This is a genomic window from Microbispora sp. CA-102843 (genome assembly GCF_050936215.1).
Taxonomy (GTDB): domain Bacteria; phylum Actinomycetota; class Actinomycetes; order Streptosporangiales; family Streptosporangiaceae; genus Microbispora.
The window spans coordinates 3,222,842-3,240,649 of sequence record NZ_JBNJNF010000001.1; the positions used below are offsets into that span (position 1 = coordinate 3,222,842).

The 17,808-nt window shown below is 71.9% G+C and carries 12 protein-coding genes; 9 read left to right on the top strand and 3 right to left on the bottom strand.

All coding sequences use genetic code 11. The features are described from left to right. The first annotated feature begins 295 nt into the window (after positions 1–295). From ACQEVJ_RS15195 to ACQEVJ_RS15225, 7 genes are all read left to right on the top strand, one after another. A complete protein-coding gene (locus tag ACQEVJ_RS15195; protein WP_433101334.1) occupies positions 296–2,845 on the top strand; it encodes a PA14 domain-containing protein in 2,550 nt (849 codons plus the stop codon). Between the two features lie 154 nt (positions 2,846–2,999). Beyond that, positions 3,000–4,070: an ABC transporter substrate-binding protein gene (locus tag ACQEVJ_RS15200; protein ID WP_433101336.1), complete on the top strand. Its 1,071-nt coding sequence runs from the start codon at positions 3,000–3,002 to the stop codon at positions 4,068–4,070. Between the two features lie 117 nt (positions 4,071–4,187). Next, positions 4,188–5,717, top strand: coding sequence for a sugar ABC transporter ATP-binding protein (locus tag ACQEVJ_RS15205; RefSeq protein WP_433101338.1), 1,530 nt, complete (start codon positions 4,188–4,190; stop codon positions 5,715–5,717). Next, positions 5,710–6,660 (top strand): ABC transporter permease, encoded by a 951-nt coding sequence (locus ACQEVJ_RS15210; RefSeq protein ID WP_433101340.1) that lies wholly within the window; start codon positions 5,710–5,712, stop codon positions 6,658–6,660. The genes ACQEVJ_RS15205 and ACQEVJ_RS15210 overlap by 8 nt, the downstream gene beginning before the upstream one ends. Continuing rightward, positions 6,657–7,622: an ABC transporter permease gene (locus tag ACQEVJ_RS15215; RefSeq protein ID WP_433101342.1), complete on the top strand. Its 966-nt coding sequence runs from the start codon at positions 6,657–6,659 to the stop codon at positions 7,620–7,622. The genes ACQEVJ_RS15210 and ACQEVJ_RS15215 overlap by 4 nt, the downstream gene beginning before the upstream one ends. 51 nt (positions 7,623–7,673) lie before the next feature. After that, the gene (locus tag ACQEVJ_RS15220) at positions 7,674–8,915 is read left to right on the top strand and encodes a cytochrome P450 (RefSeq protein ID WP_433101345.1); all 1,242 of its coding nucleotides are present in this window, start codon (positions 7,674–7,676) and stop codon (positions 8,913–8,915) included. Positions 8,916–8,946: 31 nt separating this feature from the next. Continuing rightward, positions 8,947–9,600 (top strand): TetR/AcrR family transcriptional regulator, encoded by a 654-nt coding sequence (locus ACQEVJ_RS15225; protein WP_433101347.1) that lies wholly within the window; start codon positions 8,947–8,949, stop codon positions 9,598–9,600. Here ACQEVJ_RS15225 and sigJ read toward each other — a convergent pair. Continuing rightward, the gene (gene sigJ, locus ACQEVJ_RS15230) at positions 9,589–10,512 is read right to left on the bottom strand and encodes an RNA polymerase sigma factor SigJ (protein WP_433101349.1); all 924 of its coding nucleotides are present in this window, start codon (positions 10,510–10,512) and stop codon (positions 9,589–9,591) included. The genes ACQEVJ_RS15225 and sigJ overlap by 12 nt on opposite strands. Positions 10,513–10,617: 105 nt before the next feature. Between sigJ and ACQEVJ_RS15235 the strand changes: the two genes are divergently transcribed. Further along, entirely contained in the window at positions 10,618–10,980 is a 363-nt protein-coding gene (locus ACQEVJ_RS15235; protein WP_433101351.1) for a hypothetical protein, read from the top strand. Between the two features lie 36 nt (positions 10,981–11,016). Here the strand turns inward: ACQEVJ_RS15235 and ACQEVJ_RS15240 are convergent, their stop codons facing one another. Together ACQEVJ_RS15240 and ACQEVJ_RS15245 are read right to left on the bottom strand one after the other, a co-directional pair. Further along, positions 11,017–13,263, bottom strand: coding sequence for a glycoside hydrolase family 3 C-terminal domain-containing protein (locus ACQEVJ_RS15240; protein ID WP_433101353.1), 2,247 nt, complete (start codon positions 13,261–13,263; stop codon positions 11,017–11,019). A gap of 191 nt (positions 13,264–13,454) precedes the next feature. Further along, positions 13,455–15,812, bottom strand: coding sequence for a glycoside hydrolase family 3 N-terminal domain-containing protein (locus ACQEVJ_RS15245; RefSeq protein ID WP_433101355.1), 2,358 nt, complete (start codon positions 15,810–15,812; stop codon positions 13,455–13,457). 307 nt (positions 15,813–16,119) lie between these two features. Between ACQEVJ_RS15245 and ACQEVJ_RS15250 the strand changes: the two genes are divergently transcribed. After that, positions 16,120–17,163: a LacI family DNA-binding transcriptional regulator gene (locus ACQEVJ_RS15250; RefSeq protein WP_433101357.1), complete on the top strand. Its 1,044-nt coding sequence runs from the start codon at positions 16,120–16,122 to the stop codon at positions 17,161–17,163. Positions 17,164–17,808: the final 645 nt, after the last annotated feature.

Genomic DNA, 17,808 nt, shown 5'->3' on the forward strand with positions numbered 1-17,808 from the left:
AAAGCGCGGCATCGCTGACCGGAAATGAACGAATCTGATCCGATCTCTTGACCGGATGCCGCTCCCGATGCTTATTTGAGGGCAATAACCGACTCGATCCTGTCCGAATCTGATCGGTCCCGTTCGGAAGGTGCGTTCCCCGCGTGCCCCGACGTCCGCGGCTCCGATCTCGACCCTCCCCCCACGTCATGGCAGGTGGTCGCCGGCGTGCCGTGCGGAGCGCACCGCCGCGCCGGGCCGGACGCGGCCACGCCGTACGGCGTCCGCCCGACCCTGCCCGCAGGAAAGGATCCCTGTGAGAAAGCCCATCCTCTTACTGCTGGCCGTCGTTCTCGGCGCCGTCTGGCAGGTCGCGGGGCAGATCCCCGCGACCGCCGCCGGCGCCGAGCGGCACGGCCTGCGCGGCGACTACTACCTGTCCTCGGCAGCAGGGAAGTTCGACTTCGCCCAGCTCAAGGCCACCGTGATCGACCCTGATCTCGAGCTGCCCGACCTCAACCCGGTCTTCACCTCGCTGACCGGGCGGGAGGACGACGTCACCGTGCGGTGGACGGGCCGCATCCAGCCCGCGTACTCCGAGGCGTACACCTTCTCGATCATCGGGGACAACGGCTTCCGGCTCTGGGTGAACAACACGCTCGTCATCGACCACTGGGTGGACGACTGGGACAAGGAGCAGACCGGCGCCCCGATCACCCTGCAGGCCGGCCAGAAGTACGACATCAAGGTCGAGTATTTCGAGCACTTCGGCGGCGCCAACCTCCACCTGCGCTGGCAGAGCGCCAGCCAGCCCAAGCAGGCCGTGCCGGCGGAGGCGTTCTACCTGCCCGAGGGCTTCGACCCGCCGGGGCCGGACAGCGCCGCCGTCGACGCGGCGGGCGACACCGCCACCCTCGACTTCGGCGACACCGCGCTCGCGGCGCTTCCCGCCGGCGCCGCCGAGCACTTCGGCGTGACGGTGGCCGGCACGAAGTGGGCGGTCGAGTCGGCCGCCCTCGACGGGACCTCGAAGATCAAGCTGAAGCTCGGCTCCCCCATCCCCCGTCTCGCCGCCGACATCCGGGCCTCCTACGACGGCAAGGGCGGCCTCGCCAAGACGGACGGCACCGCGATCGAGGCGTTCACGTGGGTCCCGGTGTCCAACGGTTCCACGTACGTGCTGAAGACCCGCTGGTCCGGCGACGTGGACGCGAACAACCCGCTGCCCGAGTACCCCCGCCCGCAGCTCGTCCGCGACCGCTGGCAGAACCTCAACGGCACCTGGCAGTTCGCCGCCGCGAAGGAGGGTGAGGCGCCGCCCTTCGGCCGCGACCTCGGCGAGCGGATCGTCGTGCCCTACCCGGTGGAGTCGAGCCTGTCCGGCATCGGCCGCCACGAGGACCGCATGTGGTACCGCCGCACCTTCGAGGTGCCGGCCTCCTGGAAGAAGGACCGCCTCCTGCTCCACCTCGACGCCGTCGACTACGAGTCCGTCGTCTACGTCAACGGCAAGCAGGTCGGCACGCACAAGGGCGGCTACGACAGGATCACCGTGGACGTCACCGACGCCCTCACCCGCAAGGGTCCGCAGGAGCTGGTCGTCGGCGTGACCGACCCCACCGACAAGGGCCGCCAGCCCATCGGCAAGCAGCGCCTGAACCCCGGCAGCATCTGGTACACGCCGGCCTCCGGGATCTGGCAGACGGTCTGGCTGGAGCCCGTCGACAAGACCCACATCGAGGCCGTGGACACGATCCCCGAGGTGCTCGGCCAGTCCCTGCGGGTGAAGGTCAGGGCGAACGGCGACGCCACCGCCGTCGTCACCGCCCGCGCCGGCAAGCGCGTCATCGGCAAGGTCTCCGGCCCGGCCGGCACCGAGCTGGCCGTGCCGATCCCCAGCCCCCACCTCTGGTCGCCCGACGACCCGTACCTGTACGACCTGACCGTCGAGCTCAAGGGCGGCGACAAGGTGGAGAGCTACTTCGGCATGCGCTCCATCTCGCTCGGCCGGGTGAACGGCACGACCCGGGTCCTGCTCAACGGCAAGCCGGTCTTCCAGTTCGGCCCGCTCGACCAGGGCTACTGGCCGGACGGCATCTACACCGCACCGACCGACGAGGCGCTGCGGTACGACCTGGAGCAGACCAAGGCGCTCGGCTTCAACATGGTGCGCAAGCACATGAAGGTGGAGCCGGACCGCTGGTACGCCTACGCCGACAAGCTCGGCCTGCTCGTCTGGCAGGACATGCCGTCGATGTTCGGCGCGGCGAGCGCGGCCGACAAGACGCAGTTCGAAAACGAGCTGAAGGAGATCGTCGACGAGCACCGCAGCAGCCCGTCGATCGTGATGTGGGTGCCGTTCAACGAGAGCTGGGGCCAGTACGACATCTCCAGGATCGCCGACTACGTGGAGAGCCTGGACCCCTCCCGGCTCGTGGACAACATGAGCGGCATCAACTGCTGCGGCGCCCAGGACGGCGGCAACGGCGACGTGATGGACTACCACATCTACCCCGGACCCGGCAGCCCCGGTAAGCCCGGCTTCTTCCGGGCGTCGGTGCTCGGCGAGTACGGCGGGCTCGCCCTGCCGGTGATCGGCCACACCTGGACCGGCGGCGGCTGGGGCTACGCGGTCGAGTCCGACTCCGAGTCGCTGACCAAGCGCTTCCTGGAGATGGACGACGCCCTGCGCAAGCTGCACGCCTGCAACGGGCTGAGCGCGGCCGTCTACACCCAGACGACCGACGTGGAGACCGAGATCAACGGCCTGATGACCTATGACAGGGCCGTGACGAAGCCGGACGTCAAGCGGCTCCACGACGCCAACACGGCGCTCACCGGAGAGATCCTCCCGGCCTGTGCCTGATTGAGGCCTCCCACGGCCATGCCTGACCGCCGGCCGCACGCGGCCCGGACGTGACGTCCGGGCCGCCACCCCCGGCACACCCCCGGCACCACCCACGGCGGCGCCGCCCTCAGGCGGGCCGGCCCGCCGTCACCCCCCGACCGGAAGGACAATCATGAAGCCTTACCCCCGCACGGCCGCGCTCGCCCTCGCCGTGCTGCTCGGCGCGGCCGGCTGCGCCAAGTCGGAGACCCAGGCCACGGCGGGCCCCAGCGAGGCGGCGTCCGCGCAGCAGCAGGTGGTGCAGACCCCGGCGGGCTCGGCCGGCCCGACCTGCACGCTTGACCAGTTCGGCGGCACGAAGTTCGACCTGAAGACCGCCACGGTCGGCTTCTCCCAGTCGGAGAAGGAGGCCAACCCGTTCCGCATCGCGGAGACCAAGTCCATCAAGGACGAGGCGGCCAAGCTCGGCATCGCCGACCTCAAGGTCACCAACGCGCAGTCGCAGTTCTCCAAGCAGATCACCGACGTGCAGCAGCTCATCGCCCAGGGCGTGAAGCTGCTCGTCATCGCGCCGCTGAACTCCGACGGCTGGGAGCCGGTGCTCCAGCAGGCCGCCGCCAAGAAGATCCCCATCATCACGGTCGACCGCAAGATCAACTCCAACCCCTGCAGCGACTACCTGACGTTCATCGGCTCGGACTTCTACGAGCAGGGCAAGCGGGCCGCGGACCAGATGGTCGACGCGCTCGGCGGCAAGGGCAAGGTGGCGATCCTGCTCGGCGCGCCGGGCAACAACGTCACCACCGAGCGCACCAACGGCTTCAAGGACCGGATCAAGGAGAAGGCGCCCGACATCCAGATCTCCTTCGAGCAGACCGGCGAGTTCGCCAGGGAGAAGGGCCAGCAGGTCACCGAGCAGCTCATCCAGTCCAACCCCGACATCAACGGCATCTACGCCGAGAACGACGAGATGGCGCTGGGCGCGGTGACCGCGCTGAAGGGCGCGGGCAAGGAGCCGGGCGCCATAAAGATCGTTTCGGTCGACGGCACCCGCAGCGCCGTCCAGGCCATCGCCGACGGCTGGCTGCACGCGGTCGTCGAGTCCAACCCCAGGTTCGGGCCGCTCGCCTTCGAGACCGCGCAGAAGTTCCTGGACGGCCAGCCGATCCCGGACAAGGTCATCATCTCCGACCGCGAATACGACGGCTCCAACGCCGAGGCGTCCCTCGGCGAGGCCTACTGACCCGCCGAAGCCCGTCACGGACGCCCGCGCAGGTCCGCGTGCGTCCCGGGCCTCCGCGCGCACGCGCGCGGAGGCCCGCGTGAGGAAGGGAACTCATTGAGCCAGTCCGCTGCACCGGTGCTCGAGGCCAGGCAGATCAGCAAGCGCTTTCCCGGCGTGGTGGCCCTCGACGGCGTGTCCCTCGCCCTCCTCCCCGGCGAGGTGCACGCCCTCGTGGGCGAGAACGGCGCGGGCAAGTCCACGCTGATCAAGGTCTTCACCGGCGTTCACCGCCCCGACGGCGGTGAGCTGATCTACAACGGTTCGCCGGTGGCCTTCGGGACGCCGCTCGACGCGCAGCGCGCCGGGATCTCGACCATCTACCAGGAGGTCAACCTCGTCCCGATGATGAGCGTGGCCCGCAACCTGATGCTGGGGCGCGAGCCGCGCGGCCGTCTGGGCGTCATCGACACCGCCAGGATGTACGGCGAGGCGGAGCGGATCCTCGCCGGATACGGCGTCGTCACCGATGTGCGCCGCCCGCTGCGCACCCTCGGAATGGGCGCCCAGCAGATGGTCGCCCTGGCCAGGGCCGTGGCGATCGACGCCCGCGTGGTCATCATGGACGAGCCCACCTCGTCCCTGGAGCCGCGCGAGGTCGAGACGCTGTTCTCGGTGATCAGGCAGCTCAGGGACGACGGCATCGCCGTCGTCTACGTCAGCCATCGCCTCGACGAGCTGTACGAGGTGTGCGACCGGGTGACCGTGCTGCGTGACGGGCGGGTCGCGCACACGGGCCCGCTCGCCGAGCTCGAACGGCTGAAGCTCATCGCTCTGATGCTGGGCCGCGACCTCGACGAGGTCAGGACCGGCGGCCTGACCAGGTTCTCCCGCGACCGCCGCCATTCCCGGGAGCGGGAGGGCGCCCAGCCCGCCGTACGGGCCGAGGGGCTGACCCGGCGGCAGGTGCTGCGCGGGGTGGACGTCTCGGTGTGGCCGGGGGAGGTCGTCGGCCTCGGCGGGCTGCTGGGAGCGGGCCGCAGCGAGACGGCCAAGGGCATCGTCGGCGCGCTCCCGCTGGACGCCGGCCGGGTGCTCGTGGCAGGCCTGTCCCTGCGCACCGGCTCGACCACGGCGGCGATCAGGGCCGGGGTCAGCCTGCTGCCCGAGGACCGCAAGGCCGAGGGCATCATCCCGGCGCTGTCGGTCAGGGAGAACATCGCGCTCGCCGCCCTGCCGTCGCTGTCGCGGGCCGGAGTCGTCTCCGACGCCAGGATCGACAAGGTCGTCGAGGTCTTCATGCGCCGGCTCAGGATCAAGGCGGCCTCGCCGCACCAGCCGGTGCAGGAGCTGTCCGGCGGCAACCAGCAGAAGGTGCTGCTCGCGCGGTGGCTCGCCATCCGGCCGAAGATCCTGCTGCTGGACGAGCCCACCCGCGGCATCGACGTGGGCGCCAAGGCCGAGGTGCAGGCCCTCGTGGACGAGCTGGCCGAGGAGGGCCTGGGCGTGTTACTGATCTCGTCTGACCTGGAGGAGCTGGTGGAGGGCGCCGACCGGATCCTGGTGCTGCGCGAGGGCGCCGTCGTCGGCGAGCTGTCCGGCGACGACGTCACGGAGGACAAGATCATGGCGTCCATCGCCGAACGAGGAGCGGAGTCCGATGGCTGAAGCGGTCGCACCGCCCGGGCGGCGGGTGCTCGCCTGGGCCCAGGAGTACGGCGTCTACGCCGCGGTCGGCGTCCTCCTGCTGTTCAATGTGCTGTTCACCCCTCACTTCCTCGACGTGGCGAACTTCCGCACCCAGCTCGTGCAGGTCGCCCCGATCGTGATCGTGTCGCTCGGCATGGCGCTGGTCATCGGCACCCAGGGCATCGACCTGTCGGTCGGCTCGGTCATGTCGCTGGCCGCCGCGCTCGTCGCGCTCTACCTCGGGTACGGCGCCTGGCCCGCGCTGCTGGTCGCCCTCGTCGGCGGGGCCGTGGCCGGCACGGCGGGCGGCGCGCTGGTCGCCTACGTGGGCGTGCAGCCGATCGTGGCCACGCTCGCGCTGCTGGTCGGCGTCCGGGGCCTGGCCAACGTGCTCGTGCCGCAGCTCGTCGAGTTCCGCAACCCCGACCTGATCGCGCTCGGCAGCAGCTCGCTGTCCGGCGTGCCGGTCATCGTCGTCATCGCGGCCGTGCTGACGCTGCTGATGACGTTCCTGGTCCGCAGGACGACGTTCGGCAGGCAGGTGGTCGCGATCGGCGGCAACCGCGCCGCGAGCGAGCTGTCCGGGCTGCCCGTCCGCCGGGTGCTGCTGCTGGTCTACGTGATCTCCGGGGTGCTGGCCGCGCTGGCCGGGGTGCTCGCGACGGCGCGGCTGCAGGCGAGCGATCCGACCTCGCTCGGCCTGTTCATCGAGCTGTCGGCCATCACGGCGGTGGTGGTGGGCGGCACGCCGCTGAGCGGCGGGCGGATCCGGGTGCTCAGCACGGTCATGGGCGCGCTGCTCATGCAGCTGCTGTCGGCCACCCTCATCAAGCACAACCTGCCGCAGTCGTGGACGCAGATCGTGCAGGCGGTCATCATCCTGGCCGCCGTTTACGCCACCAGGGAGCGAGGAACCCGATGACCGGATCGCCCGGACGCGAGCAGGTGAGCCGCGTCCTCCAGCAGCACGGGGCGCTGATGGTGCTGGCGGCGCTGGTGATCGTCGGCAGCGTCGCCTTCGACTCCTTCGCCACCGCGGGCAACGCCGCCAGCGTCCTCGTCTCCTCCTCGTTCACCGCGATCATCGCCGTCGGCATGACCTTCGTGATCATCAGTGGCGGCATCGACCTGTCGGTGGGGTCGCTGTTCGTGTTCGGCGGGGTCCTCGCGGCGTACGGCTCGCAGTATGGGCTGTTCGTCGCGCTGGCGCTGCCGCTCGCCGCGTGCGGGCTGGTGGGGCTGCTCCAGGGGCTGCTCATCGCCAGGACGGGGATGGCGCCGTTCATCGTCACCCTGGCCGGGATGCTGGGCGTGCGCGGGCTGATGCTGGCGATCTCCAACGAGGGCGCCACCACCTACCTGGTGAAGGACTCCGCGTTCGCGCGGCTCGGGCAGGGCGGCGTGCTCGGCCTGACCTGGCCGGTCTACATCACGGCGCTCCTGGCCGTGGCCGCCATGGTCCTGCTCCAGCGGACGGCCTTCGGCCAGAACGTCTACGCGGTCGGCGGCAACGAGCAGGGGGCCGCGCTGATGGGCGTGCCGGTGGCGCGGACGAAGGTCTACGTCTACCTGATGTCGGGCCTGCTCGCGGGTCTCGCCGGGGTGCTGAACGCGGCCCGGCTCTCCTCCGGCGTCACGATCCTCGGCATCGGCCTGGAACTCGACGTGATCGCCGCGGTGGTGATCGGCGGCACGCTGCTGACCGGGGGAGCGGGCGGCATCACCGGCACCATCGCCGGCGTGCTGCTGCTCGGGGTGATCCAGAGCCTCATCAACCAGGTGGGCAACCTGACGTCGGCCTTCCAGCAGGTGGTCAGCGGCCTGTTCCTCGCCTTGGTCGTGGTGGCCCAGCGGCTGCTCGGCAGAGCCCAACGGCTCGGCTGACCGGCATCCCTCGATTTGAGTCACTTGACTGAGTTAAGCCGGGTGACTTGGATGAGGGTGCCGCCGGGCCACAGGAGGTCAGCCTTGAGCGAGGTCGTCCACGACTATCCCTTCCGTAACCCCAGCGGGCTGGAACCGCCTCCGCAGTGGGCCGAGCTGCGTGACGGCTGTCCCGTCGCGCCGATCCGCCTGGCCAGCGGCGATCAGGCCCTGCTGCTGACCCGCTACGAGGACGTCAGGCAGGTGCTGTCGGACCCGCGCTTCACCCGCGAGCTCAGCGCCGGCGACGCCGCCCGGGTGACGGCCAACGAGTCCGGCGGCGTGTTCGGCGCCGGGATGGCGTCGGCCTCGGTCGGCGCGGGCGAGGCGCACCAGCAGTGGCGGAGGCTGGTGGGCAGGTCGTTCACCGCGAAGCGGGTCGCGGCCATGCGCCCGCGCATCGAGGAGATGGCCGAGGGGCTGGTCGACGCGATGGTGGCCGGGGGCGCACCGGCCGATCTGGTGAGCGCGCTCGGCTTCCCGCTGCCCGTCTGGGTGATCTGCGACCTGCTGGGCGTGCCGGACGCCGACCGCGACCGGTTCGCCTACTGGTCCGACACCATGCTCAGCATGACCCGCTACGAGCAGGCGGAGATCGACGCCGCACAGGCCGAGTTCGCCGCCTACTTCGCGAGTCACATCCGCGCCAAGCGCGAGCAGCCGGGCGACGACCTGCTCAGCGAACTGATCGCGGTGGTGGACGCCGCCGACGGGCGGCTGACCGAGATGCTGCTGACGGCCACGGGACAGGGCCTGCTGGTCGCGGGACACGAGACCACCGCGAACATGATCGGCAAGATGGTCGCGATGCTGCTGGCCGACCGCTCGCGCTGGCAGGCCCTGCTCGGCGACGCCTCCCTGGTGCGCGGCGCGGTGGAGGAGGCCCTGCGCTTCGACGCCAATCCCGGATTCGGCATGCCCCGCTATCTGTCGGAGGAGGTCGAGGTGGCCGGGCGGCGGCTCCCGGCGGGGACCACCGTCGTGTGCAGCCTTGCCGCCGCCAACCGGGACGAGCGGGCCTTCGAGCACGCGGAGGCGATGGACCTGAGCCGCTCGCCCAACGCGCATCTCGCCTTCGGCGTCGGCCCGCACTCGTGCCTGGGCCAGGCGCTGGCGCGCACCGAGTTGCAGGCCGTGCTGACCGTGCTGCTGCGCCGCCTGCCGGGGCTGGAGCTGGCCGTACCCGCCGCGGACCTCGCGCCGCGCGAAGGCCTCATCGTCGGCGGCCTCCAGCGAGTCCCCGTCCGATGGTGAGCCGTCCGGCAGTGAGCTGGAGGACGGTCTGATGCCCGGCAGGACCTCCGCCCGGCCGGAGCGCGGCCGGGAAACCCGGGAGCTCATCCTGGCGGCGGCCGAGCGGCTGTTCGCCGAGCACGGCATCGCCGCCGTCTCCAACCGGCAGATCAGCGAGGCCGCCGGGCAGGGCAACAACTTCGCCGTCGGCTACCACTTCGGCACGAAGACCGACCTGGTGCGCGAGATCGTGCGGCGTCACACCGCCGCGATGGAACGGCGCCGCCTGGAGATGCTCGCCGCCATCGACGGCTCCGCCGACGTGCGGGCATGGGCGGCCTGCCTGGTGCGGCCGGTCACCGGCCACCTCGCCGGACTGCCGGTTCCCACGTGGTACGCCCGTTTCATCGCCCAGGCCGACGCCGATCCCGTCCTGCGCCGGATGGTCGTCGAGGAGGCCGGCGCCACCGCCTCGATGCGCGCCAATCTCGACGGCCTGACCCGGCTCGTGCCGCAACTGCCCGAGCCCGTACGCCGTGAGCGCGCGGACATGAGCCGCCTGCTCATCGTGCACATGCTGGCCGAACGCGAACGCGCGGTGCACGAAGGTGGCGACCCCGTCCGCGCCACCTGGCACGACGCGGCGACCGGCCTGACCGACGCGATCGTCGGCATCTGGCTGGCCCCCGCCACCTCACCCCTGTGACGGCTCGTTCCACGACTGAGGGCCGGTCCACGGCCGCAGCTTCTCCGGATTGCGTACCGCCCAGATCCGGGTGACGCGGCCGTCGGCGACATCGAACGAGGCTACGGTCATGACGACGCCGGCATGCCGGGCCACCAGGCCCGGCACCCCGCTGACCGACCGCTCCAGGAGTTCGAGCCCCGGAGCCTTGTCGGCGATCGCGACCATGTACTGGGCGATGCGCGCGCTGCCTTCGATCGGGTGCAGGACGGTGCCGACCATGCCGCCGCCGTCGGCGGTCATCACGGCGGCCGGGTCGAGGAGGTCGACGAGGGCCGCGATGTCCTTCGTCTCCCATGCCTGTTTGACCTGCCGCACCACGTCGGCCTGCCCGGCCGCCGTCACCGGAGCGCGCGCGACGCCCACCCGCCGCCGGGCGGAGGCCGCCAGCTGCTTGCAGGCCGCAGGGGTCCGGCCGAGGACTCCGGCGATCTCGGCGAAGGGGTAACGGAAGACGTCGTGCAGGACGAACGCCACCCGCTCGGCGGGCGTCATCGACTCCAGGACGACGAGGAAGGCCATGCTCACCGATTCGTCCAGGACCATCTGGTCGGCGGGGTCGGTGCCATGGCCGTGGTCCCGCTCGGCGCGGTCGGGCAGCGGCTCGGGCAGCCACGCGCCGACATAGCGTTCACGCCGGGCCCGCGCCGAGCCGAGCACGTCCAGGCAGATGCGGCCGGTCACCGTCGTCAGCCAGGCGCCAGGGGACACGATCTCCTTCTGCCGGCTTCGTGGCAGCGCGTACCAGCGCGCGTAGGCCTCCTGTACGGCGTCCTCGGCCTCGGCCAGTGAGCCGAGCAACCGGTAGGCGACGTTGATCAGTTGGCGCCGCTCACCGGCTATCTCATCGGTGCTCGTCCCAGCCGCCCCCATGCTCCCGGCCGCCTCCTGACCTTACCTTTCGCAGGCCCGCGTCGTCGGGCTGGTGAGACCTTATCGATCTACTGCCCCCGGGGGGCGGAACAGGGGGACCCTGACATGGCCACCCAGGCGACGGCACAGCGCGGTTTCTCGTTTCTGCGGATCGCGATCGCCCTGCAGACCCTGACCATCTTCATTCAAGCGGTCTCCGCCGGACTGCTGCTGACCTCGTCCTACGGAGAGACGCTGCACAGTGCCGGAGCCCGCGTGATGTACGGGGCGTCGATGCTGTACGTGCTCGCGGCGGTGCTGGCGTGGAAGCCGGGCGGAGGCTCGCCCCGGCCCGTCTGGCACGCGTCCGGCTTCCTTGTCCTCGCCTCCGTCCAGGTCGTGCTCGGCATCGCGCACGTACCGTCGGTCCATCTCCCCCTGGGCGTGCTGATGTTCGGGCTGAGCGTGCTGGCGCTGGCGCGGCGCTGAATGCCCGCGACCACGGCAAGATCCGCCGGATAGGCCCTAAGCCGCCGCGCCGTCCGACCCGCCCAGCTCCACCAGTTCCCGCAGGGTCGCGTGGGGGATGTCGATGCCGGCGAAGGTCAGGAACCGTCCCATCGGCATCGACGAGGCCATCCGCAGCCCGTTCGCGTCGTCCTCCTCGGGCCGCTCGCTCTTCCCGCCGGTGAGGACCCGCAGGAGAGCGGGCCCGGCGAGCGGGTGGGAGAGCCACTCGCCGAGCGTCGAGTCGAGCGACACCACGGGGACGGCGGCGTCGCCGCCGAGGCGGATCGTCGTCTCGGCCACGACGGACGAGGCGTTCTCGCCGATCTGGATCGTGTAGTCGCCCGGTGCGACGACCCACCGGCCGAGCGGGACGTCGTAGTACGCGAACGCCCGCCGGTCGAGACGAAGGGTGACCGTGCGCGACTCGCCGGGGGCGAGGGAGACCTTGGTGAAGGCCCGCAGCTCCCGGGCGGGCCGCCGCACGGGACCCGCGGACGTGGCCACGTAGACCTGCACCACGTGCTTGCCCGCCCGCTCGCCGGTGTTGGTCACCGTCACGGTGACGGTCGCCGTGTCGTCGCCCGTACGGACGACCTTGAGGCGGCCGATCGCGAACGTCGTGTAGCTCAGGCCGTGGCCGAACGGGTAGCGCACCGGCAGCTCGACCGTCTCGTAGTAGCGGTAGCCGACCATGACGCCCTCGCCGTAGCGCACGTGCCCGGCCTCGCCCGGGAAGTTGAGGTAGCTCGGTGTGTCCTTCAGCCGGACCGGGATGCTCTCGGCGAGACGCCCGGAGGGGTTCACGACGCCGAAGAGGAGGTCGGCGACGGCGGAGCCGCCCGCCTGGCCGAGCAGCCAGCCCTCCAGGACGGCGTCCACGTCGTCGTGCCAGCCCTCCATCGAGACGACGCCGCCGTTGGACAGGACGACCACCGTACGGCGGGCCGCGGCGGCGACGGCGCGGATCAGCGCGACCTGGGCGGCGGGCAGGTCGATCGTCTCCCGGTCGAACCCCTCGGACTCCTCCAGCTCGCCCAGACCGGCGAAGACGACCGCGACGTCGGCGGACGCCGCGGCCTCGGTCGCCGCCTCGCGAAGCTCTCGCGCGTCGCCCGACCCGTCCAGCGAGAACCCCTGGGCGTAGGCGACGTCCGGGGTGAAGGCGCGGATCGCGTCGAGCGCCGCGTCGACCCGGGTGGCGTTGACGTGCGAGCTGCCGCCGCCCTGGAACCTGGGCCTGGCCGCGAACTCGCCGATCACGGCGATGCGGGCTCCCGCCGAGAGGGGGAGCGTGCCGTCCTCGTTCTTGAGCAGCACGGCGCATTCGGCGGCGAGCTCGCGGGCGAGCGCGTGGTGGGCGTCGGCGTCGAACGCGCCGGACACGCCGCTGTGGCGTTCGGTGAGGGCGGCGACGCGGCGCACGCTCGCGTTCACCACGGCCTCGTCGAGGTCGCCCGCGCGGACGGCGTCCACGATGCGCCGGTCGCTCGCGCCGCCGGTCCCCGGCATCTCCAGGTCCAGCCCGGCGGCCAGCGCGGCGACGCGGTCCTGCACCGCGCCCCAGTCGGAGACGACGACGCCGTTGAAGCCCCACTCGCGGCGCAGGACGTCGGTGAGCAGCCACCGGTTCTGCGAGGCGTGGACGCCGTTGACGCGGTTGTAGGAGCACATCACGGTGGCGGGCCTGGCCTGGGTGACCACCCGCTCGAACGCGGGGAAGTAGATCTCGCGCAGCGTGCGCTCGTCCACGTCGGCGCTGACCCGCATGCGCTCGGTCTCCTGGTTGTTGGCGGCGAAGTGCTTGACCGACGCGCCGGGTCCCTCGGCCTGCAGCGCGGAGACGTGCGCCGCCGCCAGGACGCCCGAGAGCAGGGGGTCTTCCGAGTAGTACTCGAAGTTGCGCCCGCACAGCGGCGAGCGCTTGATGTTCACGCCGGGGCCGAGCACGACCGCCACGCCGAGGGCCCGGCCCTCCCGGCCGACGGCGGCGCCGATCCGGGCGGCCACTTCGGGGTCCCAGCTCGACCCGACCGCGACCGCGGGCGGGAAGCAGGTGGCGGGCATGCTCTCGTTCAGCCCGAGGTGGTCGGTGCCCCCGGCCTCGCGCCGCACGCCGTGCGGCCCGTCGCACAGCGTGATGGAGGGAATCCCGGCCTCCTCCAGCGGTTTGGTCGTCCAGAAGTCCCGGCCCGACAGCAGTGCGGCCTTCTGCTCCAGGGTGAGCGCGTTCAGTGCGAGCGCGTCGAGGTCGGTCCGGGCCATCGGGGAGGCTCCTTTCACGGGGGAGGGTTCACAACGTTTTCTGCCCCGGAAGGGAGCAGCGGCAGACAGGATCGGCGGGGCAGGGGATCGGCGGGGCGGAGTCGTCCCCCGGCCGGGGGACGCGGCGGTCAGCCGAGCACGTCGCCGAGCACGGCGGGCGGCCGGGCCGCCCGCCGTACGCGTGCTCACGGTCAGGAGGCCGGTTCCGGCACCCGCGCGTGTGTGGTGAGCCGCCTGGCCCGGCCGAGCACGACGGTGTCGCCGGTCAGCAGGATCTCGGTGCGCAGCGGGCGGTCGGCGGCGGACGGGCCGGCGGTGAGCACGATGACACCCGGTTCGACGATCCTGCGCAGATCGGGATCGGTGTAGGAGAAGGCGTCGGCCGGCACGTCGAAGACCACCTCGCGGGTCTGTCCTGGCGCGAGCGGCACCCGGGCGAAGCCGACGAGTTGCGCGACGGGCCGGGCCACCTGCGCCACCGGGTCGGAGGCGTACAGCTGCACGACCTCCTCCACCGGCCGGTCGCCGGTGTTGGTGAGGGTCACCCGCGCCTCGACCGTGCCGTCGGTGGGGCACCGCTCAGCCGAGGTCGTCATCGCGTCGTAGGTGACGGTCGTGTACGACAGGCCGTGGCCGAGGGGGAACGCCGGGGTGGGGTCGGACACGGAGATGCCGTCGCTCCGCAGCCCCAGGGGCGGTTGCAGGTAGGTGGAGGGGGTGACGAAGGGGGAGCCGGGGATCTGGACGGGCAGGCGGCCGGAGGGCTCGACCCGGCCGCTGAGGACCCCCGCGATCGCCGTGCCTCCCTCCACGCCGGGCAGGAACGCCTGGAGCGCGGCGGCGGCCCGGCCGGCGTGGCCGCCGATCGCGTACGGGCGGCCGGACACGACGACCAGGACGGCCGGTGTGCCGGTGGCCAGGACCGCCTCGACCAGGTCTCCCTGGACTCCGGGCAGGGCGAGGTGGGCGGCGTCGCAGCCCTCGCCGGAGGTGCCGTTGCCGAACAGCCCGGCCCGGTCGCCGACGAACAGCAGCACGAGGTCGGACCGCTCGGCCAGGTCGGCGGCCTCGGCGATGCCCGAGGTGTCGTCGCCGGAAACGTCGGCGCCCCGGGCGTACCGCAGGTCGGCGGCGGGGAACTCGGCCCGCAGGCAGTCGAGGACGGGGGCGACGGGCAGGCCCATGCCGTGGTCGGGGAAGCGGTCGAGCACGTGGTTGGGGAAGGCGTAGCAGCCGAGCAGGGTTCGCGGGTCGTCGGCGCACGGGCCGATGACGGCGATGCGGGCGGTCGTCCCGGAGGCCAGCGGCAGCACGCCGGCGGGGTTGCTCAGCAGCACCACCGAGCGTTCGGCCACGGTGCGGGCCAGGTCACGGTTGCGGGGGCTGTCCAGGTCGACCTCGCCGGCGCCCTCGGGCACGAGGGGGCCGCCGTCGAGCAGGCCGAGTTCGATCTTCTGCCGGAGCACCCGGCGGACCGCCTCGTCGACCAGGGCCTCCTCCACGTGGCCGGCTCGCACCTGCTCGGCCAGGCGGGTGCCGTAGCCGACCGTCTCGGGCAGTTCCACGTCGATGCCCGCGCGCAGCGCGACCGCGCCGGCGTGCGCCTCGTCGGCGGCGACGTGGTGCATCATGGCCAGGAACGGCACCGCCCAGTAGTCGGCCACGACCGTGCCGTCGAATCCCCACTGGTCGCGCAGCGCCCCGCGCAGCAGGCCGGCGTTGGCCGCGACAGGAACGCCGTCGATGTCGGTGTAGGAGTTCATGACCGAGCGGGCGCCGCCCTCGCGGATGGCCGTCTCGAACGGCGGGAGGATGACGTCGGCCATCTCGCGGGGGCCGATGCTGACCGGGGCGTGGTTGCGGCCCGCGCGGGAGGCGGCGTATCCGGCGAAGTGCTTGAGCGTCGCGATGACCCCGGCGTTCTCCAGGCCGCGTACGTAGGCCGCGCCGATCTGGCCGACGAGGTAGGGATCCTCGCCGAGCGTCTCCTCGACCCGGCCCCAGCGGTAGTCGCGCACCACGTCGAGGACCGGCGACAGGCCCTGGTGGACGCCGACCGCCCGCAGGTCGTCGCCGATGGCGCGGGCCATGTGCTCCACCAGGGCGGGGTCGAAGGTCGCGGCCCAGGCCAGCGGGGTGGGGTAGGCGGTCGCGCCGTAGGTGGCGAACCCCGTCAGGCACTCCTCGTGCGCGATGGCGGGGATGCCTAACCGGTTGGCCGCGATCACCTGCTCCTGCAGCTTCCGCAGCCCGGCCGCCCCCTCCGCCGGGCTCACCGGTGCCGTGCCGTACACCCGGGTGAGGTGGCCGACCCCGTCGCGCATCCGGTCGGCGAGGTCCGCGCCATCCTTCATGAACAGGTCCTGCAACGGCGCCACGTTGCCGCCCGCCGCCTCCGAGCCGGCGGGCGAGATGTCGACCCAGACCGATCCGAGCTGGGCGGCCTTCTCCTCCAGCGTCATCTCGGCCAGCAGCGCCTCCACGCGCTCGTCGAGAGGCCGGTCGCCGTCCCGCCAGGGCGCGAGCCCCGGCGCGTCTACGAATGTCATGACATCCCTTGCTTGTCGATCCATCGCGTGGGGCTCGGCCCCGGAAGACGCCGTACGGGGTTCAGGTGGCGATCGGCCCGGCCGTACCCGCGCTGCGGCGGCGGTAGACGGCGGTACGCGAGCAACCGCATCGAGCGCCCCCTGCTCATCCGAACTGTCCTTTGGACTGTGGTCCGAAAGTTTCCAAATCAGGACCGATAGTTTATGTGGACTCTAGGTCGCTGCGCTGGAGCTAGTCAAGGAAGCGGCGGTGAGATATCCGAAACATTCGGGTGAGTGTCCGAAAGTTGGGCGCTAAACTGCGGCCATGACGACGACCAGGGAGCCGACACCCCCGGAGCGCACGCCATCCCGGCCGCTGACCATCGCCCAGATCGCCGAGCTGGCGGGGGTGTCCCCCGCGACCGTCTCCAAGGTCGTCAACGGCAGGTCCGAGGTGGCTCCGGAGACCCGCGCCCTGGTCGAGGACCTGATCCGCGAGCACGGGTACCGCCGGCAGAAGAAGCGCCCCACCGCGGCCCCTCTCATCGAACTGCTCTTCCACGAGCTGGAGGGCGGGTACGCGATGGAGGTCATCAAGGGGGTCGAGCAGGTGGCGCGCGAGCACGACCTGGCGGTGGTCGTCTCCGAGCTGCAGGGCCGCCACCCTCCCGCCAGGGGCTGGGTCGAGGGGGTGATCGGCCGCCGTCCCCACGGCGTGATCGTGGTCTTCTCCGGCCTCACCCACGCGCAGCACGAGCAGCTCAGGACCCGGGACATTCCCGTGGTGCTGGTCGATCCCACCGGCGATCCCGGGCACGAGCTGCCCTCGGTGGGCGCGGGCAACTGGAGCGGCGGTCTGTCGGCCGCGCGCCACCTGCTGGAGCTGGGGCACCGGCGCATCGCCCTCATCACCGGTCCCGCCCACGCCCTGTCCAGCCGCGCGCGACTCGACGGGTTCCGCGCCGCGATGGACACCGCGGGCGTGCCGACGGACCCGGCGCTCGTCCGGCAGGGCGACTTCGGCGCGAAGGACGGCCTGGCGCACGCCCGCTCCCTGCTCGCGCTGCCCCGGCCCCCGACCGCCGTGTTCGCCTTCAACGACGCGCAGGCCATGGGCGTGTACCAGGCCGCCCACGAGATGGGGCTGCGCATCCCCGACGAGCTGAGCGTGGTCGGCTTCGACGACCTGCCGATGGCGCAGTGGCTCATCCCCGCGCTGACCACGGTCCGCCAGCCGCTGACCGAGATGGCCGCCGCCGCCACGACCATGGTGGTCGCCCTCGCCCGCGGGGAGAGCCCGCCGCAGAACCGCCTCGAACTCACCACCAGCCTCGTCGTGCGCGGCAGCACCGCCCCGCTCGTGGCCTGACGTCCTCGTGGCCTGAAGTTTCGGAACGCCGATAGAAATTTCGGCGCAGGCCCTCTTCGCGGCACCGCGTCGCCCAGGGCCGGTGCGGCGGCCGCGTCCGCCGTCCGGCGAGGGCGGGGCGGGATGCGCCTCGAGTGCGCCGCGGGTGTGTGTCGTTCCCGCTGAAAGTTTCACCCGCGGTGTCCCGCGAAGCCCCGTGCCGTCACGACTCGCGAGACAACCGGGTGTCCTGGGCGTGACATGCGGGACTTGCGGTGGTCGCGTGATCGGCGGGATCCGCGTGAACACCCCGCCAGTAGGAGCCCGTTGACCGGTCTCCCTCCCGGGCGGGCGTTCCGGCAGAAATATTCGGTGGTTCTCCGAAATATTTCTGCTGCGGTTCATGCCCATCAGGGCGGTCCCGAAGGGGAGACCTGTGAGCGTATGAATCATGTCGCGCTTGTCCGGGCCGGGTACGCCGTCCGGCGCCGCACCGGGAGCAGGGGACGGCCGGCCGTCCTTGACCGGAGCGGCGGCCGGGGGAGGGACGGCGGCGGGTCACCACGGCGTGGGAGGGCCGTCGCCATGGCGGCCGTCGCGGTCGCGGCCGCCACGGCGATGAGCACGGCGCTGGTCTCCGCCTCGCCGGCGCTCGGTGCCATGCGT